This is a genomic window from Hymenobacter nitidus (assembly GCF_020447315.1).
In the GTDB taxonomy this organism is placed as follows: Bacteria; Bacteroidota; Bacteroidia; order Cytophagales; family Hymenobacteraceae; genus Hymenobacter; species Hymenobacter nitidus.
The window spans coordinates 291638-317963 of sequence record NZ_JAJADQ010000003.1; the positions used below are offsets into that span (position 1 = coordinate 291638).

At 58.3% G+C, this 26326-nt stretch carries 20 protein-coding genes; 7 read left to right on the forward strand and 13 right to left on the reverse strand.

The genetic code is table 11. The features are described 5' to 3' along the window. Nucleotides 1-59: 59 nt before the first annotated feature. The 3 genes from LGH70_RS07235 to mce form a co-directional block, all read right to left on the reverse strand. Nucleotides 60-1490: a CCA tRNA nucleotidyltransferase gene (locus LGH70_RS07235; protein ID WP_226184195.1), complete on the reverse strand. Its 1431-nt coding sequence runs from the start codon at nucleotides 1488-1490 to the stop codon at nucleotides 60-62. A 277-nt stretch (nucleotides 1491-1767) separates the two neighbouring features. Next, on the reverse strand, nucleotides 1768-2361 hold the full coding sequence (locus LGH70_RS07240) for an L-threonylcarbamoyladenylate synthase (RefSeq protein ID WP_226184197.1): 594 nt from the start codon (nucleotides 2359-2361) through the stop codon (nucleotides 1768-1770). After that, nucleotides 2354-2773, reverse strand: coding sequence for a methylmalonyl-CoA epimerase (gene mce / locus LGH70_RS07245; protein ID WP_226184199.1), 420 nt, complete (start codon nucleotides 2771-2773; stop codon nucleotides 2354-2356). Before mce ends, LGH70_RS07240 begins: the two co-directional genes overlap by 8 nt. Before the next feature lie 163 nt (nucleotides 2774-2936). Between mce and LGH70_RS07250 the strand changes: the two genes are divergently transcribed. From LGH70_RS07250 to LGH70_RS07265, 4 genes are all read left to right on the forward strand, one after another. Further along, on the forward strand, nucleotides 2937-4151 hold the full coding sequence (locus LGH70_RS07250; RefSeq protein WP_226184201.1) for an IscS subfamily cysteine desulfurase: 1215 nt from the start codon (nucleotides 2937-2939) through the stop codon (nucleotides 4149-4151). A gap of 93 nt (nucleotides 4152-4244) precedes the next feature. Then, nucleotides 4245-4661, forward strand: coding sequence for a Fe-S cluster assembly scaffold IscU (iscU, locus tag LGH70_RS07255; protein WP_100336707.1), 417 nt, complete (start codon nucleotides 4245-4247; stop codon nucleotides 4659-4661). Nucleotides 4662-4750: 89 nt separating this feature from the next. Next, entirely contained in the window at nucleotides 4751-5158 is a 408-nt protein-coding gene (locus LGH70_RS07260) for a hypothetical protein (RefSeq protein ID WP_226184203.1), read from the forward strand. Nucleotides 5159-5256: 98 nt separating this feature from the next. Continuing rightward, nucleotides 5257-5583: a HesB/IscA family protein gene (locus LGH70_RS07265; protein ID WP_226184205.1), complete on the forward strand. Its 327-nt coding sequence runs from the start codon at nucleotides 5257-5259 to the stop codon at nucleotides 5581-5583. Nucleotides 5584-5659: 76 nt separating this feature from the next. On the opposite strand, the gene LGH70_RS07270 is transcribed toward LGH70_RS07265, so the two are convergent. The 6 genes from LGH70_RS07270 to murI form a co-directional block, all read right to left on the reverse strand. Continuing rightward, nucleotides 5660-6235, reverse strand: a complete 576-nt coding sequence (locus LGH70_RS07270) for a T9SS type A sorting domain-containing protein (RefSeq protein WP_226184207.1) — start codon at nucleotides 6233-6235, stop codon at nucleotides 5660-5662. Nucleotides 6236-7048: 813 nt separating this feature from the next. Next, nucleotides 7049-11560, reverse strand: a complete 4512-nt coding sequence (locus LGH70_RS23795) for a T9SS type A sorting domain-containing protein (RefSeq protein WP_226184209.1) — start codon at nucleotides 11558-11560, stop codon at nucleotides 7049-7051. A gap of 470 nt (nucleotides 11561-12030) precedes the next feature. Then, the gene (locus LGH70_RS07280; RefSeq protein WP_226184211.1) at nucleotides 12031-15198 is read right to left on the reverse strand and encodes a T9SS type A sorting domain-containing protein; all 3168 of its coding nucleotides are present in this window, start codon (nucleotides 15196-15198) and stop codon (nucleotides 12031-12033) included. Nucleotides 15199-16481: 1283 nt separating this feature from the next. Then, nucleotides 16482-17660 (reverse strand): glutathionylspermidine synthase family protein, encoded by a 1179-nt coding sequence (locus LGH70_RS07285; RefSeq protein WP_226184212.1) that lies wholly within the window; start codon nucleotides 17658-17660, stop codon nucleotides 16482-16484. Between the two features lie 30 nt (nucleotides 17661-17690). Continuing rightward, nucleotides 17691-18371, reverse strand: a complete 681-nt coding sequence (locus tag LGH70_RS07290; RefSeq protein WP_226184214.1) for a Cj0371 family chemotaxis-regulating polar lipoprotein — start codon at nucleotides 18369-18371, stop codon at nucleotides 17691-17693. A gap of 103 nt (nucleotides 18372-18474) precedes the next feature. Next, nucleotides 18475-19311 carry a glutamate racemase gene (murI, locus tag LGH70_RS07295; protein ID WP_226184215.1) on the reverse strand — a complete coding sequence of 279 codons (837 nt, stop codon included), beginning with the start codon at nucleotides 19309-19311 and terminating at the stop codon, nucleotides 18475-18477. 120 nt (nucleotides 19312-19431) lie between these two features. Between murI and LGH70_RS07300 the strand changes: the two genes are divergently transcribed. Together LGH70_RS07300 and LGH70_RS07305 are read left to right on the forward strand one after the other, a co-directional pair. Beyond that, nucleotides 19432-19665, forward strand: coding sequence for a hypothetical protein (locus tag LGH70_RS07300; RefSeq protein WP_226184216.1), 234 nt, complete (start codon nucleotides 19432-19434; stop codon nucleotides 19663-19665). A 72-nt stretch (nucleotides 19666-19737) separates the two neighbouring features. Then, complete coding sequence (locus LGH70_RS07305) at nucleotides 19738-21651, forward strand: ABC-F family ATP-binding cassette domain-containing protein (protein ID WP_226184217.1); 1914 nt, start codon at nucleotides 19738-19740, stop codon at nucleotides 21649-21651. A gap of 56 nt (nucleotides 21652-21707) precedes the next feature. Here the strand turns inward: LGH70_RS07305 and LGH70_RS07310 are convergent, their stop codons facing one another. The 3 genes from LGH70_RS07310 to LGH70_RS07320 all read right to left on the reverse strand — a co-directional run bounded on the left by LGH70_RS07310 (nucleotide 21708) and on the right by LGH70_RS07320 (nucleotide 23626). Further along, nucleotides 21708-22589: a hypothetical protein gene (locus tag LGH70_RS07310; protein WP_226184219.1), complete on the reverse strand. Its 882-nt coding sequence runs from the start codon at nucleotides 22587-22589 to the stop codon at nucleotides 21708-21710. A 108-nt stretch (nucleotides 22590-22697) separates the two neighbouring features. Next, nucleotides 22698-23087, reverse strand: a complete 390-nt coding sequence (locus tag LGH70_RS07315; protein WP_226184220.1) for a DUF952 domain-containing protein — start codon at nucleotides 23085-23087, stop codon at nucleotides 22698-22700. A 140-nt stretch (nucleotides 23088-23227) separates the two neighbouring features. Then, entirely contained in the window at nucleotides 23228-23626 is a 399-nt protein-coding gene (locus LGH70_RS07320) for a hypothetical protein (protein WP_226184229.1), read from the reverse strand. Nucleotides 23627-23815: 189 nt separating this feature from the next. On the opposite strand from LGH70_RS07320, the gene hppD reads away from it, so the two are divergent. Continuing rightward, nucleotides 23816-24949, forward strand: a complete 1134-nt coding sequence (gene hppD / locus LGH70_RS07325) for a 4-hydroxyphenylpyruvate dioxygenase (protein ID WP_226184231.1) — start codon at nucleotides 23816-23818, stop codon at nucleotides 24947-24949. Nucleotides 24950-25099: 150 nt separating this feature from the next. Here hppD and LGH70_RS07330 read toward each other — a convergent pair whose 3' ends face one another. Beyond that, nucleotides 25100-26137 carry a type VI secretion system baseplate subunit TssG gene (locus LGH70_RS07330; protein ID WP_226184233.1) on the reverse strand — a complete coding sequence of 346 codons (1038 nt, stop codon included), beginning with the start codon at nucleotides 26135-26137 and terminating at the stop codon, nucleotides 25100-25102. Nucleotides 26138-26326 lie beyond the last annotated feature (189 nt).

The following is a 26326-nucleotide window of genomic DNA, read 5'->3' on the forward strand; positions in this document are numbered from 1 at the left end:
GGCAACCCTTTGGGGCTGGCCGGCATCTTTCCCGCAACAACACACGAGTTTGGGTTTACTTATAGGTGAGAGAACGAGTGACCCGGAGGAAGACCTTTTGCCTGTCCGAGCTGCAACAGGTAGGCATAGGCTTCCTCCATCTCGTTGCGGATTTTGCCGTCCAGAATGGCTTCCAGCACCGCCTCTTTCAGCTCGCCCACCTCGCGTGAGGGCTTCAAGCCAAAGGTTTCCATGATGACTTCGCCGGTAATAACCGGCTTGAAGTTGCGCAGATGGTCTTTGGCCTCTACTTCCTTTAACTTCTCTTCCACCAATCCGAAGTTGCGCAAATAGCGCTCTTTGCGTTGGTGGTCTTTGCTTGTAATATCGGCCCGGCACAGCAGCATCAGCCGGTCGATGTCGTCGCCGGCCTCGAACAGCAGGCGGCGCACGGCCGAGTCGGTCACAGTTTCCTTCACCAGGGCAATGGGCCGCAGGTGCAGGCGCACCAGCTTTTGCACCATGCGCATCTCCTCGCCCAGGGGCAGTTTCAGATCCGTGAAAATACCGGGTACCCAGCGCGCCCCCTTGTCTTCATGACCGTGGAAGGTCCAGCCTACCTTTTTATCGTAGCGCTTGGTAGCGGGCTTGGCAATGTCGTGCAGAATGGCCGCCCAGCGCAGCCACAGGTCGCCGCCGGCCGCCACCACGTTGTCGAGCACCTGCAGGGTGTGGTAAAAGTTGTCCTTGTGGGCATGATTCCCCACTTTCTCCACGCCGTAGAGCAGAGCCATCTTCGGAAAAATGAGCTGCAGCAGGCCGGTCTGAAACAGCAGCTTGAAGCCGTAGCTAGGCTTGGGGGCGTTAATAATCTTGTTCAGCTCGTCGGTGATGCGCTCCTGCGACACAATCTTGATGCGGTCCTTGTTGCGGGCAATGGCATCGTAAGTGTCGGGCTCGATGTCGAAGTCGAGCTGGGTGGCAAAGCGTACGGCCCGCATCATGCGTAGCGGGTCGTCGGAGAAGGTAATATCGGGGTCGAGCGGAGTACGAATGATTTTCTGCTCCAAGTCGCGCATGCCCTCGTAGCGGTCCACGAGCGTACCGAAATCATCCGGGTTCAGGCTCAGGGCCAGGGCATTGATGGTGAAGTCGCGGCGGGCCAGGTCTTCCTCCAGGGTGCCGGCTTCTACCTCGGGCTTGCGGCTCTCGGCCCGGTAGCTTTCCTTGCGGGCGCCCACAAACTCCAGCTCCACGGTTTCGGTGGGCAGCATGGCCGTCCCGAAGTTCTTAAACACCGTCACGCGGGGCTTGCCCGGCAGCTTGCGCCCCACGGCCTGAGCCAGCTTGATTCCGTCGCCCACGCACACCACGTCCACATCCTTGCTGGGCCGCACCAGGGCCAAGTCCCGCACGAAGCCCCCGATGACGTAGGCCGGGTAGCCCAGCTCACCGGCCGCCTCGGCAATGGTACGAAACAACGGATTTTCGGGAAGCTGGGGCGTTTTCATAGGCATGGCAAAAGTCAAACGGCCGCAAAGGTAGCTTTTTAATGTGCTGATGTGGTTGAATGTGAGTAATGTGCTGAACTCGTGTCATTGCGAACGAAGAGCGGCCATCCGTCCTCTGCGCAGTACGACCTGCCCTTCTACCACAAAGCCCTTTCCCATTAGCAACAGGAACGGGCTTTTCACATTAGAAGGCTCGGTACATTTCAGCGGACGGATTGCTTCGTGCCTCGCAAGGACGCATTTCGCATATTCCCCACATTTAACCACGTTCTCTACATCAGCCCCGCACCACTTCCAGGCCACCATCGGGCAGCACCCGCACTACTTTGGATGGCTGGCTGCGCGTGTCATCCTCTTGGCGCCAGCTTACCACGTAGTCGGCAGCCCGCACGATGGCCGGGCTGACTTCCGTGTACACGGCCGGCGTAGGCTCGCCGCTGAGGTTGGCCGAGGTGGATACCAGCCCGTGGCCCAGGCGGCGCACTACTTTGCGGGTAAACTCGTCCTGCAGCACCACCCGCAGGCCCACCGTGCCGTCCGGGGCCAGCAGGTTGGGAGCCAAATGGCGGCTGCCTTGCACGATATAGGTAGTGGGCCGCTCCTGGGCCGCCAGCAGCTCGGCCAGATTGGGCGGCACCACGGCGGCGTACTTGGCAAACATAGCCTCGTCGGCCACCAGCACGATACAGCCTTTCTCGGCCGGCCGGTTCTTTATCTTATAAAGCTTCTCCACGGCCGGCGGCACTTCCGCGTCGCAGCCCAGGCCCCATACCGTGTCGGTGGGGTACAGAATTACCTGCTGGAGCAAAAGCGCATCGACGGCGGCATCTACCTCCTGGCGGAAGAAGTTGCTGTTGGTGTTATTAGTCATGGGTGGTGGGGCTGATGGTCTGGCAAAGCTCTACCAATACGCCGGCCGCACTTTTGGGATGCACAAAGCACACCAGCTTGTTGTCGGCGCCGCGCTTGGGCTCTTCGTTCAGCAGCGTGAAGCCTTCCTGCCGCAGGCGCGTCATTTCGGCCCGGATGTCGGCTACCTCGAAGGCTACGTGGTGAATTCCCTCCGGCTTTTTTTCCAGGAACTTGGTAATGGCACTCTCGGGCGAGGTGCCGGCCAGCAGCTCGATTTTGGAGCCACCCACCTGGAAAAACACCGTATCCACGGCCTCACTGGCTACGTGCTCCTTCTTATAGGGCCCTTGCCCGAGCAGCTTTGTGTAAAGGTCGGTGGCCGCGTCGAGGTCGTGCACGGCCAGGCCGAGATGTTCAAGATTGGTAAACATGAAAGTTGGGGTGGGAAGCTGATGGAGGCTATTTGGAATATATCTACTTTTGTGGGGGCAAAGTAAAACCAGTTCGCCGGTTTTCGTGTTCTACCTGCGAATCATTCTCCACTAGGATTCGCCTGCTTACTCTGGTTTTTCGCTGATTTACATACTCCGAGCCATGCTCAAGCTACCTATTTACCTCGACAACAACGCTACCACTCCGCTGGATCCACGCGTGTTGGAGGCCATGATGCCCTACCTGACCGAGGTGTTCGGCAACGCCGCTTCCCGCAACCACCCCTTCGGCTGGGCCGCGGAAGAAGCCGTTGACTACGCCCGTGAGCAGATTGCTTCGCTGATCAACTGCGACTCCAAGGAAATCATTTTCACCTCGGGTGCTACCGAGTCCGACAACCTGGGCATCAAAGGGGTGTTTGAGATGTACGCCCAGAAGGGCAACCACATCATCACGGCTACCACCGAGCACAAAGCTGTGCTCGACACCTGCAAGCACATCGAGAAGCTGGGCGGCCGCGTTACCTACCTGCCCGTCAACGAGGAAGGCCTCATCAGCCTCGCCGACCTGGAAGCAGCCATGACGCCCCAGACCATTCTGGTCACCATCATGTACGGCAACAACGAAACCGGCACCATTCAGCCGATTCGCGAAATTGCCGCCATTGCCCACAAGCACGGCGCCCTGTTTATGACCGATGGCACGCAAGCTGTGGGTAAGATTCCGGTGGACGTTATTGCCGACGGTATCGACATTATGGCTTTCACGGCCCACAAGATGTACGGCCCCAAAGGTGTGGGTGGCCTGTATGTGCGCCGCAAGAACCCCCGGGTGAAGGTAACGGCTCAGATGGACGGCGGCGGCCACGAGCGTGGTATGCGCTCCGGCACCTTGAACGTCCCCGGCATCGTGGGTCTCGGCAAAGCCTGTGAGCTGGCCCGCCTGGAAATGGCGGCCGACACGGCCCGCCTCTCGGCTCTGCGCGATAAGCTGGAGCGTGAGCTGCTGACGCTGGAAGAAAGCTACGTGAACGGCTCGCGCGAGCACCGCCTGCCCCACGTGACCAACATCTCCTTTAAGTATGTGGAAGGCGAGGGCCTGATGATGGGCGTAAAAGACTTGGCGGTTTCGTCGGGCTCGGCCTGCACCTCGGCCTCCTTGGAGCCTTCCTACGTATTAAAGGCCCTGGGTCTGAGCGACGACTTGGCCCACAGCTCCCTGCGTTTTGGCCTGAGCCGCTTTACCACCGAAGAGCAGATCGACTATGCCATCGGCCACGTAAAGGAGGCTGTAACCAAGCTCCGCGAAATGTCGCCCCTGTGGGAGATGTTCAAGGAAGGCATCGACCTCAGCAAGATTGAGTGGGCTGAGCATTAATAGCTTGGTTTAGGGCTAGTGGTTTTGGGTTGTTATTCAACCGAAGCCAACGCCCGAAAACAAGCAACCAACAACAGAAAACCAAACAAAGCCATGGCTTACTCCGATAAAGTTATCGACCATTACAGCAACCCCCGCAACGTGGGCACGCTGGACAAAAGCAAGAAGAACGTAGGTACCGGCCTGGTCGGCGCGCCTGAGTGCGGCGACGTAATGCGCCTGCAGATTGAAGTAGACGAAACGACCAATACCATCACCGACGCCAAGTTCAAAACCTTCGGCTGCGGCTCGGCTATTGCTTCTTCGTCGCTTGCTACTGAGTGGCTGAAGGGCAAAACCGTGGACGAGGCTTTGGCCATCGACAACATGGAAATTGTGGAAGAGCTGGCCTTGCCGCCCGTTAAAATCCACTGCTCGGTACTGGCTGAGGATGCCATCAAGTCGGCTATTAACGACTACCGCGTGAAAAACGGCATGCCTGCCCTGGAAGAGTCGAAAGCTCACCACTAGTAGCACCCCGAACACGGAGAAGTGAGAAGTCGGCCGAAGTATTGGGGCCGACTTCTCACTTCTGAGTTCTACCCTCATCCTTCTAGGCAATGGAAGTTTCGCCCGATATTCACGTCGAGAGCAGCCGCATTCAGAAACAGATTGAAGACCACCTGGGCATGGGCCCGGGCAACCTGCTGTTCGAATACCGGCAGTTGGACGGCTTGGTTCGCCTGGATCTGATTACCGTTAATCCGCGCCACCACCAAAGCTTCCTGTTCCGCTACGAGGAAGGCTACGACAAGCTCGATGCCCTGCGCAAGATGCTGACCTACGTGCAGCGCCTGCGCGACACGGAAAGCTCCTACACCATTCAGTGGCGCACCCACGGCGACAAAGAGCTGCAGACCTCCTACTTCCGGGCCCACAATGCCTACGAGGCGCTCGACAAACTGTATTACGGGCGCGACCTGAACACGATTACAGTATTCAGTGTTGTGCTTAACCCCTCTTCCTAGATAGGAGGTTTCCGGAATCTCGCGGGCGTTTTTTGTGTTACACAAACGGCACGTAGATCTTCCTGCACGAATTTTCAGCCTTCCAGTTCCCCATAGTCATGATTACTGTTTCAGATAAAGCCAAGGAAAAAGTAGAGCGCCTGATGACAGATGCTCAGCTCGATGAAACCTACCGTTTGCGTGCTTCCGTCGCGGGCGGCGGCTGCTCGGGGCTTTCCTATAAGCTCGACTTCGACAACGAGGTGAAGCCCATGGACCAGGAGTTTGAAGACAAGGGTGTGCGCGTGGTAGTCGACATGAAAAGCTTCTTGTACCTGGCCGGCACCCAGCTCGACTTCTCGGATGGGCTCAACGGCAAGGGCTTCTATTTCGACAACCCCAATGCTTCGCGCACCTGCGGCTGCGGTGAAAGCTTCTCGGTGTAGCTCAGCATTTTTTCAGCCAACAAAAAGGCCTCCCCAAATGGGGAGGCCTTTTTTATTTTGGGTAGTACCAGGCTTTCTACTGCCGGATGAATCGTTGGGTGGTCAGGTTGCGGCCACTGCCGATTTCAAGAAAGTAGCTGCCGGGTTTCAGCTCCAGCACATCCAGGGTACCCGTAGCCGGTACGGTGCCTTGTTTCAGCATTTGCCCTACCGTATTAAAAATCCGGTAGCGAGTACCGGCCGCCGCGCCCGGCAGGTTGAGCTGGTCGACGGTAGGACTGGGATAGGCCACCGCCAGCACCGCTCCTACTACCCGCACCGGAGAGAAGCTGCTGGTGCCATCCGTATCCACCTGGCGCAGGCGGTAGTAGCTGGTGCCCGCCAGCGGAGCCGCATCGTTGGCGGTATAGGTGGTGGCCTTGGTAGTGGTGCCGGCTCCTGCTACCGTACTGATGGTAGCAAAGTTCTGCCCGTCGGCGCTGCGCTGCACCTCAAACCGGTCGTTGTTGGTTTCACTGGCGGTGGCCCACTTCAGCTGCACCGCATTGCTCTGCCGACTGGCCTGGAACGAGAGCAGCTCCACGGGAAGCGGCTGGTTGCTGTCGAACTGCAGATCATCAATGTCCAGATTCGACTGTCGGGGTACCGTCAAGGTAATTCGAGCTTGTACCGAAGCGGTGTTGGCAGGCAGCGTAATGGATACTGTTCCGGCACCGTTACCGGCGGTGATGGCAGTTGAACCCAGAGAGCCCATCGTACCATTAACTGTTCCCGTTGTATAGCTCCACGGAACGTTGGTATTGCCAGAGGTTGGGCCCGTAATAGTCATTGTATTGCCGGCCGCACCATAAGCGTTGTTATTCGTCCTCAGCTCAATGACAACTGAACCATCATTGTTGCTCATCCCGGCGCCAGTCACGGCTAGATTAAACTTAAGCGTAGTTGTGCTTGAAGTAGTAATCGGTACTACACCCGTTTCCACCGTGCCGACTACTGCCGTGTTTCCGTTGTTGTTTTTGATAATACGGTAACCATTGGTGCCATTTATACCGATACCAGGCGTTATGCTACCTGTTCCAACTGCAGTATACGGCAATGAAGTATTCGTCTGGGCATCAAAAGTCTGGGTTAGGTTGCTGGTGCGCGTCTGCCCGAAACCGAATACAGGAACGAACAAAAAGCCAGTGAGTAGAAGGGGCGCTACAATAGGTCTTTTCATAGAACAAGGTGTTGTAATAAGACCTGGAGTGAGCCAAGCCTCATGTGGAAGGATCAGGCAACGCTAGACAAGTAGTAGCGCGTCGTGAGCACTAGTACATGCTTTAATATTAGCAATATATAAAATTATATAATTAAAGTAACAAACATAAATTATAACCTGACCGTACTACACACCCACAAACAAGAGAGAGCCGCTATACTATATAGCGGCTCTCTCTTGTTTGTAAATGAGTGCTTTTACAAGCTACTCTTTCACGATTTTCTGCACCATGCGAGTAGTGCCAGCTCCTACGTGGAGAAGATACGTGCCCGGTTGCAAGGCTCGCATATCCAATTGCCCATCATGCCCCACGGTACTAGTTAGCATCACCCGGCCCGACAGATCAGTGAGCTGAACTGGCATTTTTTCGCCTTGGGTGGGTGGCACCTGGATAGTGAGTATGTGTTGCACCGGGTTTGGGAAGACTACCACTTCCTGGGCTGCCTGCACTGTTGCGATGGGTGAGAAGGCTGTTGTACCATCTTGGTCTACCTGCTTCAGCCGGTAGTAGGCCAGCTGGTTTACCGGCTGCTGGTCAAGGGCTTCGTAGCGGTGCATCCGGCTGCTGTTTCCTTGCCCGGCTACGGTGGCAACTACGGCGAAATCTTTACCATTCGTGCTGCGCTCCACGTCAAAATGGGAGCTATTCTGCTCCGAGGCAGTAGTCCAGCGGACGGCTATTGTGGCCTGCTGCCGTTCGGCGGTGAAAGCCGTGAGCTTCACGGGCAGCACCACCGGTGAACCAGGTGCGAAGGAGATTCCCCGGAATGCCTGATTGGTGGGTGCAACGGCCAGGGAGGTAAGCGTAGTCGTGCTGGGCGCCGTATTGTAGGCCACGTTGTCGAGCACGGTGTACAGGTTGCCAGCATTGGTGGCAAACAAGCGGATGCCAGTAGCAGTGCGCGAGCCGGCCAGGCCCCGCAGTGCAGTTCCCCCCGTGATGGTAGCCCCATTCTGAACCCAGCTGCTGCCCACCAGAGAGTATTTGCGGATGCCGGCGTTGCCATCGGCTACATATACCACGTCGGGGCCGGCAACGGCATCGGTCAGGTCGAAGAAGACGTAGCCGTAGGCATCCCCCGCCGTCAGGCCCGCCAGCAGCGTAGTGGTATTTCCCGCATCAGTCGGGGTACCCGTGCCCACCGTGTTGATACCGACGTTGCTGCCGGAACCAGTGCTGACATACAGCTGATCAAAATAGATGGCGGCCACGCGGGTATTGGTTGGGGAAGTGCTCAGTTGGGTAGAGGCCCCGCTGCTGCCGAGGGCCACGTAACGGGTGCCACCCGAAGCCGTGCTGACCGCGCCGCCGCCGCCGTTGCCAGCCGTCCAGAAGCCCGTGCCGTCGGTGGTGACGGCCGTGCGGATATCCCCGCTCAGGTAGCCATCCGTAATACGCGTGGTGGTATTCACGGCGCCATTGGCGGTAATTACTCCTACTACCCGCTCCACATTGGCGGCCGTGGCCACGCTGGCCGTACCGGGAGCCGCATTGTAGCCGGCCAGGGTAACAAACTGCCGGTTGGGCGACATCGTCAGCAGGCCATTGGTAGTCGACGTGCCGTTCACCGTTAGGGCGAAGTTGCTGCCGGCGGGGGCCGTAGGCACCGTAATGCTTCGCACCAGCGTACCGGCCGGCGTATATTCATCAATGAAAATGGGAGTAGCGGCCGAGGTCAAAGCGGCACTGCCATCCCCTACCCGCACCAGTGCCAGGTTGCCGGGGGTAAACGGCGTAGTGGCGGCGGGCTCACTGGCATTGCCGGTCACGGTAACGGGCGCCGATAGTGCACCGCTGGTATTGCTGATCGTGGCCGTGGTGGTGCCGGCCGTGGCCGGGGCCGTGAAGCGCACCCGCACCGATTGGCTGATGCTGCCCGTGGCGCTAGCCGTTAGCGAGGCAGCGCTGACGTAGGTGGCCCCACCGTTCAGGGAGAACTCAACGGCGGCGTTATCACTGCCCAGCGCTACTGTGGCACTGGCCGGCAGGTTATTGCCTTCTAGCAGGTAATCCTGCGTGCCGGTCTGAGTGGTCGTGGCGTTAATGGTTAGCACGTTGGGAGTTGCCGTAAGCGTGGCAACCGGAGCCGTGACGGTAATAACCACCTCATTGCTGGTAACCGGGCCGCAGGCGGCAAACGTAGATACCACCGTAACATAATAAGTGCCGGCCGTGGCGAAGTTGGGCGTATAGGTCAGGCTCGTGGCCCCGGCAATAGCGGTGGTCGGGCCGTTGACGGCCGTGGCAAAAAACCACTGGCGCGACACGGCAGCCGGCGTTTCGGTGGCTACGAGAGGCGTACCGTTGGCGTTAACTGCCAGGCTCTGCGGAGTGCTGGGCGCGACGGTTACCGCTGGGGCATTCACCAGCGTAATAGCCGCCGAAGCCGCGCCGATGGTAACGGGGTCGTTGGCCACTACCCGCAGCCGGTAGCCCGTGCCGCTGGCCGTACCCGCCGGAATCGTGATGCTGGCCGTGATAGGGGCCGCACCGCCGGTATTGTCAGTTACAGTACCCACCACCACCGGGCTGGCAAAAGAGCCGGCGGCGTTGGAGAGCTGCACCGAGTAGTCGTTGGTTGCCGCGAAGCTACCCGTGGGCGTAAAGTCGACAGTGAGCGTAGCGGCCGTGGTGGTGCAGAAGCTGGTGCCCGTAAACGACGGCGCGGCAATGCTGGTAGCCGAGCCGGTGAAGTCGGTAATGGTGATGTCATCAATGTTGAGGCGGGGGTTGCTGCCAACCGTACCATCGGCATGACGCACCCGCAGCCGGATATTACCGGCCACGTTCACCGTAAACGAGGTGGCGGTGAGCGTGCTGGTTACCACAGTGGCCGGGCCGTTGTAGGCATCGAAGGTTACGCCGCCATCCGATGATATATCAACGGCATAGGATGACGGGTTGTCGGTGCCGAAAGCGGCGGCGCTGATAGTCACCACACCGGCGCCATTAGCCTTGTCGAAGTTCATGAACACGCTGCCACCCCGCAAACGAGCCGACTTGGTGCCGTTCTTCTTATCATTGGCCAGGTTGCCGACAGCCGCTTCGTTGAACGTCCAGCTACCGGTAGCGGTAACTACTGGACCGGAGCCGTACCCCGTCTTTATGATGTTCGTCACCTCGAAATCCTCAAACAACCCGGCAAATGCCGCCGTGGTGGTGAAGGTTTGGTCGGGGCCGTAGGTGGTGCCGAACTCACTGATGGCATAGGCCGCCACGTAGTAAACAGTCCCGGCAGTAAGCCCGGTGAGGTTGCTGCTGAAAGAGCCCGTGGTACCAGTGGCCGTCACCTGCCCAACGCCGGCGCCGCCAATACGAGGATTGGCCGTAGTGCTGAACACGACCCCGCGCCCGGTGATGGTAGCGTTGTTACCCGTCACGGCCCCGCCCGAGGTTGCCGTAGTAGTAGTAACGGCCGACGCTGCCGTTGTCGTTACCGAGGGTGCGGCTGTCACGGTGAAAATGCCCGGGGCATTGTAGATAGCCACGCCATCGGACAGCACCACGGCCGCGGCGCCCAGCGGAGTGCCCGCACCCACAGTGGCCGTCACGGCGGCGGCCGTGGCCGATACGTCGGTTGCGGCCACGCCCCCGAAGGTCACGCCGGTGATGGTATTCAGGTTGGAGCCCGCAATGGTAACAACCGTGCCGACGGGGCCCGCAACAGGGTCGAAGCCAGTAACGGCCGGAGGGGGCGCAAGGGTGGTTACGGTGAGGCTGACGGGAGCCGCCTGCAGATTTGCCACGGCATCATCGGCTACCACATACACACTATAGGTAGTGGCCGGGGCCAGCCCGGTAATAGTGCCGGTTACAGCCGAGTTGGCAGTAGTGTTGGTCAAGGTTCCTTTCAGGGCAGCCGCTGTACCGCTGGCATCCTGCCCGGCTTTCACCTGCGCCGCCGAAGGAGCCGTTGCGCCACTTGCCAGCACGACGTAATACGTAGCTCCCACTTCATCCAGAGTCGACGACAAGGTAAAGCCGCTAGACGTTATAGCCGAAGCAGCCGGAGAGCCGGCGGCAAAAACCGGCGGCGTTGTATCGGCTGAGGCTTGGGTCGTGACGTCGACTTTAACAGCCGCTGTCTGACTATTGGGCGTTGGCGTAATGTTGTCTTCAGCCACGAAGTAGACGTCATAACTGGTGCCCACGCTGAGCCCGGTAACTGCCAGGCTTGCTTCCGCCGCCGCGCCGCTGCTGATGTTGCCACTGGCTACCGGCGCCCCGCCCCCACTGCTCTGCCCACTTCTGACTTCTGCCACGGTAGGCGCCGCGGCGTTATTGGGCAGCACAACGAAATAGGTTTTGCCGGCCTCATCGAGCTTGGTCAGGGCAGTGAAGCCGGTGGCCGTAACGCTGGCCACCGTTGGATAACCGCTCAGAAAAGCGGGCGGGGTAGTATCGGTGCCGCTAAGTTTCAGGTTGTCGATTCGGTTGTTGCCGGTCGTAGCAGAACCACCGCTAAAAGTAATGCGGACTTTAAAGTTGGCATTGTTATCAGCCGCCGCAATAGTGGAGAAATTTACAGTCTGCAGTGTATACGAGGTAGGAACTGTGACGGTAGCAATGCTGGTATAGGCGGTGCCATCCGTTGAGTATTCAACAGTTTGCGTGCTGAAACCAGTAGTGCCGCTCTTCTGGGTTACATAGGTTAGTATGGGGTCCGTGTAACCGGTAGTGGGCAGGCTAAGAACAATGGCTTTACCGTTGTTCACATTCGACGCACCTACTTGTGGGGAGAAACTTAAGCCATTACTCACACTAGGCTCAGCGTTGATTGGTGAGCCTCCAAAGGCGTCCAACGAAACGGTGATATTGTGCGTCAGCTCTCCTGAACCAATATCTGCGGGCAAGGGAGAAGACCACCGAGGTGAGCTTGCAGAAGAAGGCGTGTTGAAGTTCCAGTAGTGAATGGTGCTTTGTGCCTGCCCGACGAATGGGAGCAGAATCAGCATAAACAAAAATGACCAAACCGCAGGGCGGAATGGCCGAAGTAGAGTACTGGTTGCTAGCATGCAGAAGGAAGCTAAGGTTCAGACTACATCAGGAGTAATGTAGCCTTCAAAGATAGAATTATAACCTTATCAGACTGCCTAGTAGCTTGATTACGGAATCTTTATCAATACCATAATCACAAAAAAAGGCCTCCCATCACTGGGAGGCCTTTTTTTAGCAGTGGCTTAGATTAGTTCTTCACCAGCTTACGGCTCACTTTCGCGGCGCCTTCACCAATGATAACAATGTAAGTACCGGCTTTCAGGTTCTGGGTGTTCAACTCGCCCTGGCTGCCCAGGCGGGTCTCGAGTACCTCACGACCCGTCAGGTCGGTGATGCGAACCAAGATACCTTCGGTCGAGCCGGCTGGCAGTGCAACGTTGACGATATCAGCACCCTGCGTTGGGTTTGGATATACCGTTACGTCGGTCATAGCAGCTTTCACAACAACAGCCTTCGAGTACGAAACCGTACCGTCCGTGTCGATCTGCTTTAGGCGGTAGTAAGAAACACCGGCCAGTGGCTTGCTATCAACGGCTTCGTAGTTGGTACGGGTAGTAGCGCTACCGGCGCCTTCCTTGAAGAGGATAGACTTGAAGGTCTTGGCATCCGAGCTGCGCTCTACTTCGAAACCACGGTTGTTGGTTTCGCTGGCAGTAGCCCAGTTCAGTACTACAGTATTGTCGCGCAGCTTGGCCGAGAACGATACCAGCTCCACGGGCAGTGGGTTCTGGGGCTCGTTGTTTGGCACACGGTAGTTCTCAGCGTTCAGTACACCGTCGTTGTTGAATTCGAAGGCGAAGAAGTAGTACGTCAGGTTCGGGTCCAGATTGCTTACCGTGAAGTTATCGGAAGCGGCGCTGAACACTACATAGGTGTTGCTGGAAGCTTCGATAGCCGTGCCGCTGCCGAACTGATAAGCACCACCCACGGTCGTACCGGGGTTGAAGTTCTGCTTGTCGCGGGGGAACAGGCTGGTGGGCAGCTGCTTGTAGGTACTGCTGGCAATTACCAAGCGGTTCTGGCCGTAGCTGGTGCCAGCGGGGGGGTTCGACAGGTTGAAAGTAATCGTTGCCGAGCTGCCGTTGCGCACGATAGTAGCCGTTGACTGTACGGTAGGCTCGGTAGCAATACCGAAGCCCGTGGTACGACCGAAGCCGCTGGTCAGAGCGAAGAAGTTGCCACCAAAGAAGCTGGCGTTGCTGAACTGCAGTTCCTGAGCAGCGTTACCTACGCGGGTCGGGGCGTAGCGCACCAACAGGTTGCGGGTGAAGTTGCCGGAGCTGTCGGGCGTAACGGTAGCCGTTTTCACGTAGGTCAGACCACCATCCAGCGAGAATTCGAACTGGGGAATCTGGGTAGGGTTACGCGTTGGGTCGTTAGCATCCGGAGGGAAGCGCAGCGTTACGTCGCCAGCCAGCAGGAAGCCATCCAGACGAACCGTAGTTGGGTTCGACTGCGTGCCTTTCACGATGTTGTCGGGGAAAGCACCAATGCCACGGTCCAAACGGATGGTAGGCTCACTGATACCGGTTACCGATACGTCGAAGTCAGGGGCCGGAGCGCTTGAGTTACGAATGTTGGCGCTCACCGTCACGGCGTTTACACCCGGCACGAAACGTACGTAGATCGGACGCTGGGTAACGTTGCCCTGGCCGTCTGGCGTAAATGACAGCTGCGATACGAAGTTGATGTTGTCGGACGACACCTGGAAGTAAGCAGCATTCGGACCGATAGGCTGGACAATCAGCGGATCAATCAGGTTGGTACCAGCTACCAAGTACGACTGCGAAACCGACTGGGTCGTGGGACGGGTTACGAAGGTGAATTCGTTGCCGTTGGGGTTCGATACCGAGATGTCCGAAATAGCACCGCTCGTGTTGGTACCGGTGATAGAAACAGCAGTTACAACACCCGTCGAGGTTACATCGATACGCTCATTGAAGTTGCCCTGGCCTACCAGTGGCACCAGGCGAACTTCGATAATCTGCGAAGCAACCGTACCACCGAATTGGTTAATAGTCAAAGGGCTCGACGAGAACGTGCCGCCAGCCGAAGCATTCCGGATCTGGATGTTGCTTACGCTCGGCGTCAGCACGATGGCCGACTGCAGGTCGGTACCGCTGATTTCGAAGCTCCGTACGCTCGTACCACCACTGCTGGTGATAGTGCCGAAGTTGATAGAAGCGGGGTCCAGGTTAACGATTGGCTGGCCCGAGCTGGCAGTACCTTCGCCCGTTACGCGCACCAGTTGATTGGCGGCGTTAGTAGAAGCTACCGTGATATCACTGGCGTACTGCTGAACAACCGTGGGGTTGAAGCGCACGTCAATCGTCGTGTTGGCCAGCGTACCGTTGGTGGGGGTCAGCGTAATAGCTGAGGTCGAGAAGAAGTTCGTGCCGGTGCGGATGCGGAAGCCAGCAGGAGGCGTGATGGTCACGGGGCCCTGCAGGTTCTGGCCGCTTACGGTGAACGAGCGGATGATGGTGCTCGAAGAGCCAACCGTTACCTGACCAAAGTCGGCCAGCGTGCCGGGCGTAGCCGTCAGAACTGGAGGAGGCAACGTACCCGTACCCGATACTGCCACGTTTTTGGTAACAGCACCAGTGCTGGCGAAGGTCACATTCACGTTGTCGTAGGTGATGGCCTGCGTAGGCACGAAACGGATATTCACCGTCGTGTTCACGCTACCACCCGTCTGGGGCAAGCTCAGCGAAGTGGAATAAGCACCACCGTTCACGCCGCTATTGCTTACTTCGTAGCCCGTAGGAGCGGTAACAATAATAGGGGCCGTCAGAGAGGAGGCATCTACTACTACTGCCTGCGGAGCCGAAGCCGTGTTGACGGTCGTAGGAGCGAAAATCCGGGCATCAGGCGTTACGCTGATCGTCGGCGTGCCGGCAACACCTGTACCGCGCACAAAGATGTTGCGCGAGTAGTTGTTGAAATCAGCATCCGAACCTGTAACGATGATACGGCCGCTGGTCTGGCTTACCGAAGTCGTGCCAATGAAGGTTGGGCGAAAACGAACAAACAGGGTACCACCAGCGGCGGGCAGCGAAACGCTCGAGCTGAAAGTGACACCATCCGCACTGCCTTCGAAGCCAGCAGCGGTGGAGAAGCTGGCGGTAATGCTACCTACCAAGTCAGTACCGGTTACGGTATACTGTCGGGCAGGCGAAGAAACCGAGCCTACTGCTACCGAGCCGTACTCATCTGGAGCAGCAACGGAGGTAACCGGACTTACGGTAAGAGACTGAGCCCGTCCTACGAACGGTAATGCCAGCAAAAGCAGCAGCAAAAACCGCAGGTGCGGTTTCTGAGCCCACTGCAGGGCATTCAAGTAAGTGTTTTTCATAGTATGTTCAGGTAAGGGTTACAAAAGAAGGGTAAGAGAAAAAGCGGTTCACAAGGCCGAGCCTTGAACTCAACGTCATTACGGGTAAACCCAAAAAATAGATTACTAAATTTCGCAGGTTACATGGTATTTTTTTGTGATCAAAGAGGATTGGAAGTTTTTCCAAAGCAGCGCTCTGCGTTCATATTTCGTGCCAAATACCCTATTTGTGAACGTTAGCATTAGAGAACTGGAAATAAGCGTACTATATCCGAATTTAACTTTATAGTTAAATTATAGTATTCCAGTATATATGTATTTATCATGATATTCCGTTCAGCGGTGCAAAGTTGCATCATTTTCTCCATATCCTTCGCACGAATAAAAAGTGAATAAAGGGGGTTAGCGGGTCGAAGCCGCAGAAAAATTAAAGACTTACATACTTGCCACTGTACCACAGGAAAAGCAGCGCTTATACAAGGCAGGAGGCCGTCTGGTTCAGTTATAGTTGCAATTACAGTGGAGATACATGCTAGCACCTTGAATCGCAGGCTTATACCTTTAAGCAGATTTGTTTGTTGCTGCCGAGCAAAAAAACCCTGACCAACAGGTTGCGGCAGCAACACTGTTGATCAGGGTATTCAGGGGAAGCAGAAAATATAAACGGGGGCCCTTAATTAAGGTGTAAGGAGTTGCTGTGCTTAAAAGCAGATACTCCACCTCAGCATTGGCATCTGTTCTTAAATACTGGCATCACGTTTATATATTAATATATAAATATATACCCGACTCGTAACCAGGCTACCTGATTCTTATAAAGTAGCAACATTCAACAGCCACTGCGGTGGGAGTATAACTAGCCAGAAGCGTTTGAGCCCGGGAGGCACTCCGCCTCCCTGTAGTCAGCAGCGTGAGGAGCCGTAGCAAACAGAGCAGCTAGGCCGTGGCAGAAGCCAAGACCAAACCCAACCAACACCCCAGCCCCATCATCCAAGGGCGCCACCACAACACCATAAGCGTGTGCGGAGTAGGAGAAGTGGAAACCGGCACTTCAATTTTGGGGCTTACACACTTATTCATAACGATACAGGCTTGCTGGAGGGTTGAGAGAAGAGAAAACCAAACTTTGCTAGCTAGGCAAGAGTAAGCTCAACTAACTATTCTACTGATTAAACTTAATTATTTAAAAGAATAATACAACACCATACTCTATCTTTTCGCATAATATTTTATCCGCATTGCTTGTATAGCAACGGTTTGCCCCCCAAAGCACCTTCTCCCATAGCTGCAGACCTGTTTTGAGGTCAGCTTAGCACATGCGGCACGAATTCCGATAAGTTGGTGATAACCCCGGCCTGCCGGCGGAAGCTTAGGGCGCAGGCTTCTCCGGCCCAGAATACTCCGGCCTGATAGCGCCGTTGCTGGGCGTCGCGGGGCAACTCGGCCCACCGCTGCCGCACCTGGGGTTGCTGGGCAAAGCTGCCGGGCTGTTCGTACAAAACTCGTCCGGCGTCAACTTCCACTACGTTCTGCCCCTCCCGGCCCAGGAGCGGCTTGCGCACGTAGCGCCCGGCCAGATCCTCCAACGAGGCCTCCAGCAGCAACGGGTGATGCGGATACACCTGCCACAGCCAGGCCAGCAGGCCCTTGCTTTGCAACAGCAGGGCATAGGCGGGATTGGCAACCACAACGTCGCGGCTAAGCAGCAGCTGGCTTAAATCGGCGGTGAGTTGCGGCTCTTCTTCGGCCAGAATCTCCCAGGGCACCAGCTTAAACAGGAAGCCAAACCGTAGCCACTCGCCTGGCTTTACCTCGGCCCACACGCCCCGCTCCTGCCCCGCTACCGACACCTGCATGGCATCGACGGGGCACACGTATACCTGACTAAACCCAGCTGCACGAGCTGCTTCCGCCACTACCGCGCAGTTGGCTTCATCTTCGGCACTATCCGGTAGGTGCACCAGCAACAGAGTGCTTTCCAAGTCGGAATTAAGGCCCAACCAGTGGCTAAGCTGCGCCTCCAGGCCCTCAAACAGCCCGTTGGCCTGCCGCTCATCATCATCCTGCTGGGCTGCTACCAGGCTGGCCCACTGCACTACTGCCGTTTCCGGAATACTGGTAGCTGTATCGGCATTGAACTCAATCAGCTTGGGTCCTTCGGGCGTGCTGGCCAGATCGAAGCGGCCGTAGAGGTGCCAGTGCCGGTCGTCGTTCCAGGAGTGGCGCACGGCGGCCCACAGGTTGGGCGGAATTGCCAGCAGCCGCAGCAGGTCGTCGGGCACATTATCAGGAATGGCGCGCACCATCATATCATATAAGGTGTCGGCGGCGGCCAGCAGGGCATCGGCTTCGGCCTCGGGCAATAGCACGGCTTCCTGAGCCACGTAGTTTTCGCAGGCTTCTTCCACTGCCCACTCCCACCCCAGGCCGCGCACAGCCGGGCCTACATTGCCAGGCAATGGCAACAGTTGAATTGTGTTCATCCCAATAGATTTTGCGAGTGGATGCTGAGCTTACCCTCCAAAGCCGCCGGAGCTGCTGCGGCCGCCAAAGCCACTGCTGCGCCCGAAGCGTGGGCCGCTGCTGCGCACCTGGGAGCGGGATACCGACGTGCTGGGCCGAATACCCGACGACGCGCTGCTCCCCGCAGTACCCGAAAAGCCACGGCCGAAGAAACCCCGCCCCTGCTGCCGCTCACCCTGCACGCGCTGGCGCCAGGCCCCGTTCTGCTGCATGATGCCCGGATTGGCGTAGTAGCCCGGGTTGGGCGTCAGGAAACGGCCGGCCATGTAGCCGATGCTGCTCCACATCAGCACATCCATCATGCTGGTGCCGCCCACCCGGTTTTCGGGATACTGCCGGCTGTAGTCCTGCATCTGCCGCTGCAAGGCCGCGCCCTGCAGGGTATCTACTTTGCCGTCGTGGTGGCGCATGATGGCAGCCACTTCCTCTTTGCCAGCGGGCCGCTCAGCCGTAATTTTCCACTGGCCGGGCGTGGTTTCGGTCATTTCTGTAATGACGCCTTCCGAGTAGCTGCCTTCGTTGCCGCTGCCCCACTCCTGTTGCGCACCGGCAGTATCAGAGCCCGAATCGGAGGAGCAGCCGGGCAACAGGCCGAGGCCCAGACTGGCGGCAGCGGCTACCAACAGCGCATTGCGGCGCCAGTCGCCCAGAGGATAATAGTTCTTTTTCATGGCGGTTAGATCGGGAGGAAAAGAATGAAGGCTCGTGGTTAGGGGCAATATAAAGTCCTGCGACTTAGTACGCGGGTTGCAGCCCGTTGGGTACCCACCGAGGCTACTCCCACAGCGGGTAATGCTCCAGGTGCACTTCCTGACCGAAGAAAATACGGGTGCTTTCCTCGAAGGAGCGCGTGAAGTCGGACACGTAGAACTGGTGGCGGGGCGGCGCAGCCTGCGCCGGCGCGGCCAGCCCGTTGGCTTCCAGATACGCTTTTACGTGGCTGGCCACTACGTCGGAGGCGTCGAGCACGGCCACGCGGCCTTCGTAGTACGCCTTTATCTGGTCCTGGATGAGCGGGTAGTGGGTGCAGGCCAGTACCAGGGCCTCAATATCGGCCAGCACCGGCTGGGCCAGGTAAGAGCTGATGATGTTTTCGCTGATGGTGTTATTAAAGAAGCCTTCCTCAACCATCGGGGCCAGCAGCGGTGTAGCCAACGAGCGAAGCTCCACGCCCACGTCAAGGTCGTCAATCTTCTTCTTGTACACGTTGGAATTGACCGTCTGCTTGGTCCCGATCAGGCCCACGGTGCGCTCGGCGTAGGCCTCGCCCACGTGGGCCACGATAGGGTCAATAACGTTGAGCACCCGGGCCTTGGAGCCCACGTACTCGCGCACCAGCTCGTAGGCCGCCGCCGAAGCCGAGTTGCAGGCAATCAGAATGACCTTACAGTGCTGCCGCAGCAGCAAATCGCAGATTTTAACGCTGTAGGCCTGAATAGCGGCTGTCGACTTGTCGCCGTAGGGCAAGTGAGCCGTGTCGCCGAAATACACGAGCTGCTCGTGGGGCAGCACCCGGCTCACGGCCCGGGCTACGGTCAGGCCGCCAATACCGCTGTCGAACACACCGATGGGGCGGCGGCTCAGATCGGAAGAAGTTGGAGAAGATGCCATACGGGGCGAAGGTAAGGCCTTTTTCAGCGGACGACAGCACCCGCATTTAAATGCTGTAGCGCTTCACTTATTTGGGCAATATTCTATATTACGGCACTCTGCACGCCCACCCTTCTCCCCATGAGTAAAATTCTGGAAGAAATTGACCGCGCCCTGGTCGCCTATGATTCCAGCCACGGCCGCCCCGTTGCCATTGAGCTAGGGGAGCGGAAATACACCCAGCTGGTGCTCGACGTGGCCGACCGGCACAGCGCCGGTGGCGAGCTAACGACCAACACTGGCCGGCCCCTGGCCTACAAGGGCCTGGAGATTCTGCGCGACGACCGCAACGTGGACCGCATCCGCGTTATTTAGTCTGGTTTCCCGCTGGATGCTTATTTGGCCGTTCGGGCTGGCTTACCGCGTTCAGTGCCGTACCTTTGCGGCATGAATCTGCTTTCCGGGGAAAACCTCTCAAAAAACTACGCGGACCGCTGGCTCTTCCGCGAGCTGGGCTTTGGTCTGAATCAAGGGCAGCGCGTGGCGCTGGTTGGTATCAACGGTACCGGCAAAACCACGTTGCTGAAAATACTGGCCGGCCTAGAGCAGCCCGACACCGGCTCGGTGAGCGTGCGCAAGGGCATTCGGGTGGCCTTCCTGGGCCAGCAGCCGGTGTTCGACGAAAACCTGACGGTGGAAGCCACCATCTTCGCCTCCCAGAACGACACGCTGGCCGCCATCCGCGACTACGAGCACGTCGTGAACGATGAGAACCACAAGCCCGACGATTTGCAGCGGGTAATGGAGCTTATGGACTCGCTCAACGCCTGGGACTACGAAGCCCAGGTGAAGCAGATTCTGGGCCGCCTGGGTATTCTGGGCGAGCTGCTGGAGCGCAAGGTGAGCATGCTCTCGGGCGGACAGCGCAAGCGCGTGGCCCTGGCCCGGGTGCTGATTGAGGAGCCCGAAGTGCTGATTCTCGACGAGCCCACCAACCATCTGGACCTCGACACCATCGAGTGGCTGGAAGGCCGTCTGGCCTCCCCTTCCCTCACGCTGCTGATGGTAACCCACGACCGGTATTTCCTGGACAAGGTTGCCAACGAAATCGTGGAAATGGACCAGGGCAAGGTGTACCGCTACCAGGGCAACTACTCCTACTTCGTGGAGAAAAAGGCCGAACGGGAGCAGATTGAGGTGGCTGAAGTGGAAAAGGCCCGCAACCTGCTGCGCAAGGAACTCGACTGGATGCGCCGCCAGCCCCAGGCCCGCGGTACCAAGCAGAAAGCCCGCATCGACGCCTTCTACGAAACCCAGGAGAAGGCCAAAACCAAAATCAGCGGCCCGCAGATGGAGTTGAGCGTGAAAACCACGCGCCAAGGCGGCAAAATTATCGAAGTTGAGCACCTACACAAGCAGTTCGGCGACCATGTGGTGCTCGACGACTTTAGCTACGTCTTCAAGAAGAAGGACCGCATCGGCCTGATCGGGCCCAACGGCGCGGGCAAGTCGACGCTGCTGAACATGCTGACCGGCAAGCTGCAGCCCGACTCCGGCACCGTAGACGCGGGCCAGACCACCGTGTTCGGCTACTACACCCAGACCGAGCTGGAGTTCGACGAAACCCAGCGCGTGATTGACATCGTGAAGGAAGTGGCCGAAGTGGTGGAAATGGCTAACGGCGAAGTCGTGACGGCCTCGCAGTTCCTGCAGCACTTCCAGTTTCCGCCGGCCCAGCAGTACACCATGGTCAGCAAGCTGAGCGGGGGCGAAAAGCGCCGCCTGCAACTGCTGCGCGTGCTCATCAAGAATCCAAACTTCCTGATTCTCGATGAGCCCACGAATGACCTGGACATCATCACGCTCAACATCCTGGAGGACTTCCTGCTGAATTTTGCGGGCTGCATCCTTATTGTGTCCCACGACCGGTACTTCATGGACGCCCTCGTGGAGCACGTATTCGTGCTGGAGCCCGGCGGCCAGATCCGGCAGTTCCCCGGCAACTACACCGACTACCGCGAGTGGCAGAAGGAGCACCAGGCCGAGGAATACGCCCGCGAAAAGGCCCAGACGGCCAAAGCCGCGGCCGGCATTGCGCCTTCGGCAGCGCCCGTAGCGGCCCCGCCAGCTTCGGCCGGAGCGCCTAAGCGTAAAGCTACTTTTGCCGAGAAAAAGGAGTACGAGACGCTCGAAAAGGACATTGAGAAGCTTGAAGCCCGCAAGCAGCAGCTCATCGAGCAACTCAACGCCGGTACCGGCTCCCACAAGGAGTTGGCCGACTGGGCCGCCGAACTCAAGCAAGCCGATAAGGACCTCGACGCCAAAGGCGAGCGGTGGCTGGAGCTGGCCGATCTGATGTAGCCGCCACAGTATATGTCATAAAAAAGCCCTGTTAGATTTCTAACAGGGCTTTTTGCTTAGGGAGCCGTAGCAGGCTGCGGTGGTGCCCCAACCGGAGTTGTAGTAGCCGTGGGCGGCACCGGAGCTGGTCGCGCCATGGGCTCGTACTGGTTTTTCTTGCGGTCCTGGTCGAAATCAAAGAACAGGGTGCGCCGGCCCACGGGCAATGATACGCGCAGCAGCGCCGTCTGCTCGTAGCTGGGGAAGGTGACGTAGCCGCGGGCCAGCTCGCCGGGCTGCAGGGTGTTTTTGCGCAGCACCTCCACTTCCCACAGCTGCTTATCCACTACGGCCTGGTTGGCCTGCTGGGCGTGCTGAATCCGCTGCTCTTCGAAGAAGATTTCGTCATTGATGCGCTTATCCTCGCGGCGCCACGCTTCGGCCTTCTTTTCCTGCTCGGTGCCTTTCACCGGCGTCAGGCTTTCGGCAATGTTGCCGGCCAGGCTAAACCATTCCAGCGCGCTGGTACCCGTGGCTTTGCGGGCCTCCTTCCGGAGCTTGGCACTGATCTGCTGAATCCGGGCCTCGGGGTCGACGGCATACACCACGGAGGGCATAATCACGTTGCCGTTGAGCTTTACGCCGTTCTTTTTGGCCGTGACCTGGTCCGGCACCACGGGATGGTAGTAAAACGAGCTGGGGTTGATGGTCACCGCACTGTCGGAGCCGTTGCGGACTTCCACCTCAAACATCAGCTCCTTGTCGCGCAGGTGAGAGTAGCATATCTGTACTTCCACCCGGTCAAAATTGGTGCTTACGGCTTTGCGGCCGTCGTGCCACTCACTATCGGGCTGGCTGGGCTTCACGGCCAGGTAATAGGACGGGCCGCAGCTGCTAAAACCGGCCAGAGCCAGGAGGACAAAAGCCGCTTTTTGCGGCAGGGAATAGCGCTCAATCATAAAACAACATAATAGTATTAAGGATAGGAGCCGGGAATAGCCGCTTGCGTGGCAGCCGGAGCAGGGTTTTTCTCGGGTCCTGCCCAAACATAAGCAGCCTCGGGCGAACTAACTACTCCCCGGCGGCTGCCGGCTTCCGGCTAGTTCAGCCGGCAAGGCAAATGCCCCGTCGGCACCGGGCTGAAAGGGCAGCGGCCGGATAATGGCGGTCAGGGGAATGGGGCCAAACACGTGGGCAAAGGCCTGTCCTCGCGCCTGCACCCATTCCCGCTCCACCCGCACTCCGGCCGCCAGCAGCCGCGCTTCGTCAATTTCGAGCAACACCATGTCCCGGCGGCCGGCGTAGTAGCGCCGGGCCGTTTCCAGGATTTGGGTTTGGTGGGAGCAGTGAATGAAGCCTTCGTTGGCCAAATCGGGGCTGGCAAAAAAGCCGGTCTGCTGCGCCCGGTCCCAGTCGGACTGGTCGGCAATGCGGTAGAGAAATGCGGCGGGGCTCATGGCTATAGAATAGAATACCGGCCAAAACAACAAGGGGGCCTGCGCGCCGCAGGTAGCTCAGCCGGGCACTACTTGCCCCAACCAAAACCAGCTGCCGCACCCAGACCCCACTTCCTATCGGGTGTCAATCAGGGGCGTCCTTACGCCTTCCAGACCTCTTTGCGTACGCTCTTGCCCACCGACAGAATCAGGCGTGTGGGGTTGGGTACCAGCACGAGGCGGGCTTCTTTGCCGGGGAATTCGTCCGAATCGACCCAGACGCCTTCCTTGTGCGAAGGCAGGTAGCCGGTGTCGCCCTTGATATCGTTGGGCAGGTAAGCCGTGGGCAGCAGCACGTCCGTATCGGGGCAGAGCTGCTCGTGTACTTTCTCCAGCACCTCCTCCAGGTACTGGCCATACTCCTCATTAAAATCGTCTTCCAGATCGTGTAGTTGTTCTTCCACGTCGTCGTAGCGGGCATCGTCGTAGGTCAGCTTGTGCAGCTCCTGCTTTTTTTCGATCAGCGCAACGAGGGCCTGGTTGAGTTCCTCCTTATTCATAGCTACGGGGAAAAAAGGGTTAATGCACAAAGGTGCGTAGGATTCTGCAATTGTACGCACCAAAACCGGCAAACGCCATACTCCGCCGGGCCAGGGCCATGTTGGGCTGAATAGGAACGATTTGCGCCAAACCTGTATTTTTACCCAGACAACCCCTTTTCCACCCGCCTCCTTACCTTCTATACTGCCATGCAAACAATGACTTCGCCTGAGGTGCAGGCCCACCCCGCCCACGACTTCCTCCCCCTGAAAGGCACTGACTTCGTGGAGTTTTACGTCGGCAACGCCAAGCAGAGCGCCTACTATTACCAAGCCGCTTTCGGCTTCGAGCTGGTGGCCTACGCCGGCCCCGAAACCGGCCTGCGCGACCGGGCCAGCTACGTCCTGCAGCAGGGTAAAATCCGGCTGGTGCTCACCACTTCCCTGCTCCCCGATTCCGACATTACGCGCCACGTGGCCCAGCACGGCGACGGCGTGAAGGTAATGGCGCTGTGGGTCGACGACGCGCGCAAGTCGTGGGAGGAAACCACCAAGCGTGGCGCCCGCTCGGCCTTCGAGCCCTACACCATCGAGGATGAGTTTGGCAGCGTTACGCTCTCGGGCATCTATACCTACGGCGAGAGTGTGCACACCTTCGTGGAGCGCACCAACTATACCGGTCCGTTCATGCCGGGCTTTGTGGCCAAGAGCAGCGGTGTGCCGCAGAGCACCCCGGTGGGCCTGCTCCACGTGGACCACTGCGTGGGCAACGTAGGCTGGGGCGAGATGAACCAGTGGGTGAAGTTCTACGAGGACGTAATGGGCTTCAAGCTGCTGCTCACCTTCGACGACGAAGACATCAGCACCGAGTACTCAGCCCTGATGTCGAAGGTCGTTTCCAACGGCAACGGCTACGTGAAGTTCCCCATCAACGAACCGGCCGAGGGCAAGAAAAAGTCGCAGATTGAGGAATACCTCGACTATTACCACTCGCCCGGCGTGCAGCACATTGCCATTGCCACCAAGGATATCCGCGCTACCGTGACCGAGCTGCGCCGCCGCGGCGTGGAGTTCCTGACCGTACCCGGCGCCTACTACGAAGACCTGCTGGAGCGCATCGGCGCCATCGACGAGGACCTGGAGTCGCTGAAGGCTCTGAACCTGCTCGTAGACCGTGATGAGGAAGGCTACCTGCTCCAGATTTTCACTAAGCCGGTGGAGGACCGCCCCACGGTGTTCTATGAAATCATTCAGCGCAAAGGCGCCAAGAGCTTCGGCAAAGGCAACTTCAAGGCTCTGTTCGAGAGCATCGAGCGGGAACAGGCCCTGCGCGGCAACCTGTAAGCATCCGTGCCAGGCGTCTTTCAGGCGCCATCAGATTGCAAAAGCCCCGGCAGCAGTGCCGGGGCTTTTTTCGTAAATACCGTCTGGCAGGATGTAGGTGGGGCTACCCGCAAAGCGGCGCTGCTGGTTCCGGAACTACCGGTGGCCGGGCTACAGGCCGGAGGTGGTGTAGCCCAGCACGGCAGTTTCACCCTCATCGGCCAATACAAAGCTCTGACTGGTAGCAGCTACCTCGTAGTGCAGCACTACATCCGTTTCGAAGGCAATGAAATACTGGCACAGCAGCTGCAGGGCCCGGGCCTGCCAGGTAGCGGGGGCCAGGTACACCTCCAGCTGGGCCGTGGATAAAGAGTGCAGGCTGATTTCCAGGGCCGGCAGGGTTTCCTGGTAGGCTCCGCTCAGCACAAAGTCACGGCCCAGCTCGCCCTGGCCCAGTAGCGCTCCGGCCGTGCCCTCAGCCGTTTGGATGGCCTGATTGTTAAACTGCAGCGGCGCCACGGTGCGCAGGCGCACGGGCATTTCCAGCACGCTCTCAAAGACCTGCTGGGTGCGTTCCAGGTCGCCGACGATGCGGTGGGCCAGGGGCAGTAGGTACAGCAGTGTCGTCACCTGCCGGGGCGGCAGGTAGCCCGACAGCTCCCAGAAGCGGGCCAGCACTTCGTTGTACCACTGCGCCGATAGGTTGGTCATGTAGCGGCGCTCCTCCTGTTCGAGCAGGACCCGAAACCGGTAGAACTCCTGCTCGAAGGGCAGAAAGAAGCGTCGGGTGGCTTTTTCGCGGCGGCGCTGGACCTGGATATCCTCAATCATGGCCCGTACGCCCTGCTGGGTTGGGTCGCCGGGGTGATGAAAGAGCTGCTGGGGCAAGGCATCGTAGAGCCCTTCCCGGTGCACTTCCACTGCCGTTTTGGCGGCCAGCCACCGTTCGGGCTGCTCCTCGGCCACGGTGCCAATGTCGCGGCGGTAGCGGCGGGCAAAGAGGCCCACGGGCCGGATGATAAAGTCGTCGAAGCGGTAGCCGTGGGCCAGCAGGTCGGCTACTACTACCTCCAGGCGCAGGTCGAAAGGCCGGCGGCGCAGCTGGTGCAGCAGCTGCCGCGGTGTGGTGGCCGGGGCCGCCCCAACGGGCCGGATTGGCCCGGCGGGCACCGTTTCGAAAAAGCGTCCATACGCGCTTGGGTTTGGCATACTACCTTTTTTCTGACAACTTACAACCGATTGGCGCATGCTCCCCGGTTCGGATGGGTAACCAGTTTCACACAAATTGGGTACTGTGAAGACCCCGGCCAAAGCATTCGTGCTGCCAATATTATCTAATCCGGACTAAGAAACAGCCTTTTTTATTCCGGATCCATCAGGTTTTCCGTCTTTATCCAG

What these genes read in the sequence shown, in the direction of transcription:
- LGH70_RS07305 (WP_226184217.1), top strand. Translation starts at nt 19,738, where the DNA reads ATGAATCTGCTTTCCGGGGAAAACCTCTCAAAAAACTACGCGGACCGC.
- LGH70_RS07330 (WP_226184233.1), bottom strand. Translation starts at nt 26,137, where the DNA reads ATGCCAAACCCAAGCGCGTATGGACGCTTTTTCGAAACGGTGCCCGCC.
- iscU (WP_100336707.1), top strand. Translation starts at nt 4,245, where the DNA reads ATGGCTTACTCCGATAAAGTTATCGACCATTACAGCAACCCCCGCAAC.
- mce (WP_226184199.1), bottom strand. Translation starts at nt 2,773, where the DNA reads ATGTTTACCAATCTTGAACATCTCGGCCTGGCCGTGCACGACCTCGAC.
- LGH70_RS07290 (WP_226184214.1), bottom strand. Translation starts at nt 18,371, where the DNA reads ATGAAAAAGAACTATTATCCTCTGGGCGACTGGCGCCGCAATGCGCTG.
- LGH70_RS07235 (WP_226184195.1), bottom strand. Translation starts at nt 1,490, where the DNA reads ATGAAAACGCCCCAGCTTCCCGAAAATCCGTTGTTTCGTACCATTGCC.
- hppD (WP_226184231.1), top strand. Translation starts at nt 23,816, where the DNA reads ATGCAAACAATGACTTCGCCTGAGGTGCAGGCCCACCCCGCCCACGAC.
- LGH70_RS07310 (WP_226184219.1), bottom strand. Translation starts at nt 22,589, where the DNA reads ATGATTGAGCGCTATTCCCTGCCGCAAAAAGCGGCTTTTGTCCTCCTG.
- LGH70_RS07260 (WP_226184203.1), top strand. Translation starts at nt 4,751, where the DNA reads ATGGAAGTTTCGCCCGATATTCACGTCGAGAGCAGCCGCATTCAGAAA.
- LGH70_RS07280 (WP_226184211.1), bottom strand. Translation starts at nt 15,198, where the DNA reads ATGAAAAACACTTACTTGAATGCCCTGCAGTGGGCTCAGAAACCGCAC.
- LGH70_RS07300 (WP_226184216.1), top strand. Translation starts at nt 19,432, where the DNA reads ATGAGTAAAATTCTGGAAGAAATTGACCGCGCCCTGGTCGCCTATGAT.
- LGH70_RS07240 (WP_226184197.1), bottom strand. Translation starts at nt 2,361, where the DNA reads ATGACTAATAACACCAACAGCAACTTCTTCCGCCAGGAGGTAGATGCC.
- LGH70_RS07315 (WP_226184220.1), bottom strand. Translation starts at nt 23,087, where the DNA reads ATGAGCCCCGCCGCATTTCTCTACCGCATTGCCGACCAGTCCGACTGG.
- LGH70_RS07320 (WP_226184229.1), bottom strand. Translation starts at nt 23,626, where the DNA reads ATGAATAAGGAGGAACTCAACCAGGCCCTCGTTGCGCTGATCGAAAAA.
- LGH70_RS07250 (WP_226184201.1), top strand. Translation starts at nt 2,937, where the DNA reads ATGCTCAAGCTACCTATTTACCTCGACAACAACGCTACCACTCCGCTG.
- murI (WP_226184215.1), bottom strand. Translation starts at nt 19,311, where the DNA reads ATGGCATCTTCTCCAACTTCTTCCGATCTGAGCCGCCGCCCCATCGGT.
- LGH70_RS07265 (WP_226184205.1), top strand. Translation starts at nt 5,257, where the DNA reads ATGATTACTGTTTCAGATAAAGCCAAGGAAAAAGTAGAGCGCCTGATG.
- LGH70_RS07285 (WP_226184212.1), bottom strand. Translation starts at nt 17,660, where the DNA reads ATGAACACAATTCAACTGTTGCCATTGCCTGGCAATGTAGGCCCGGCT.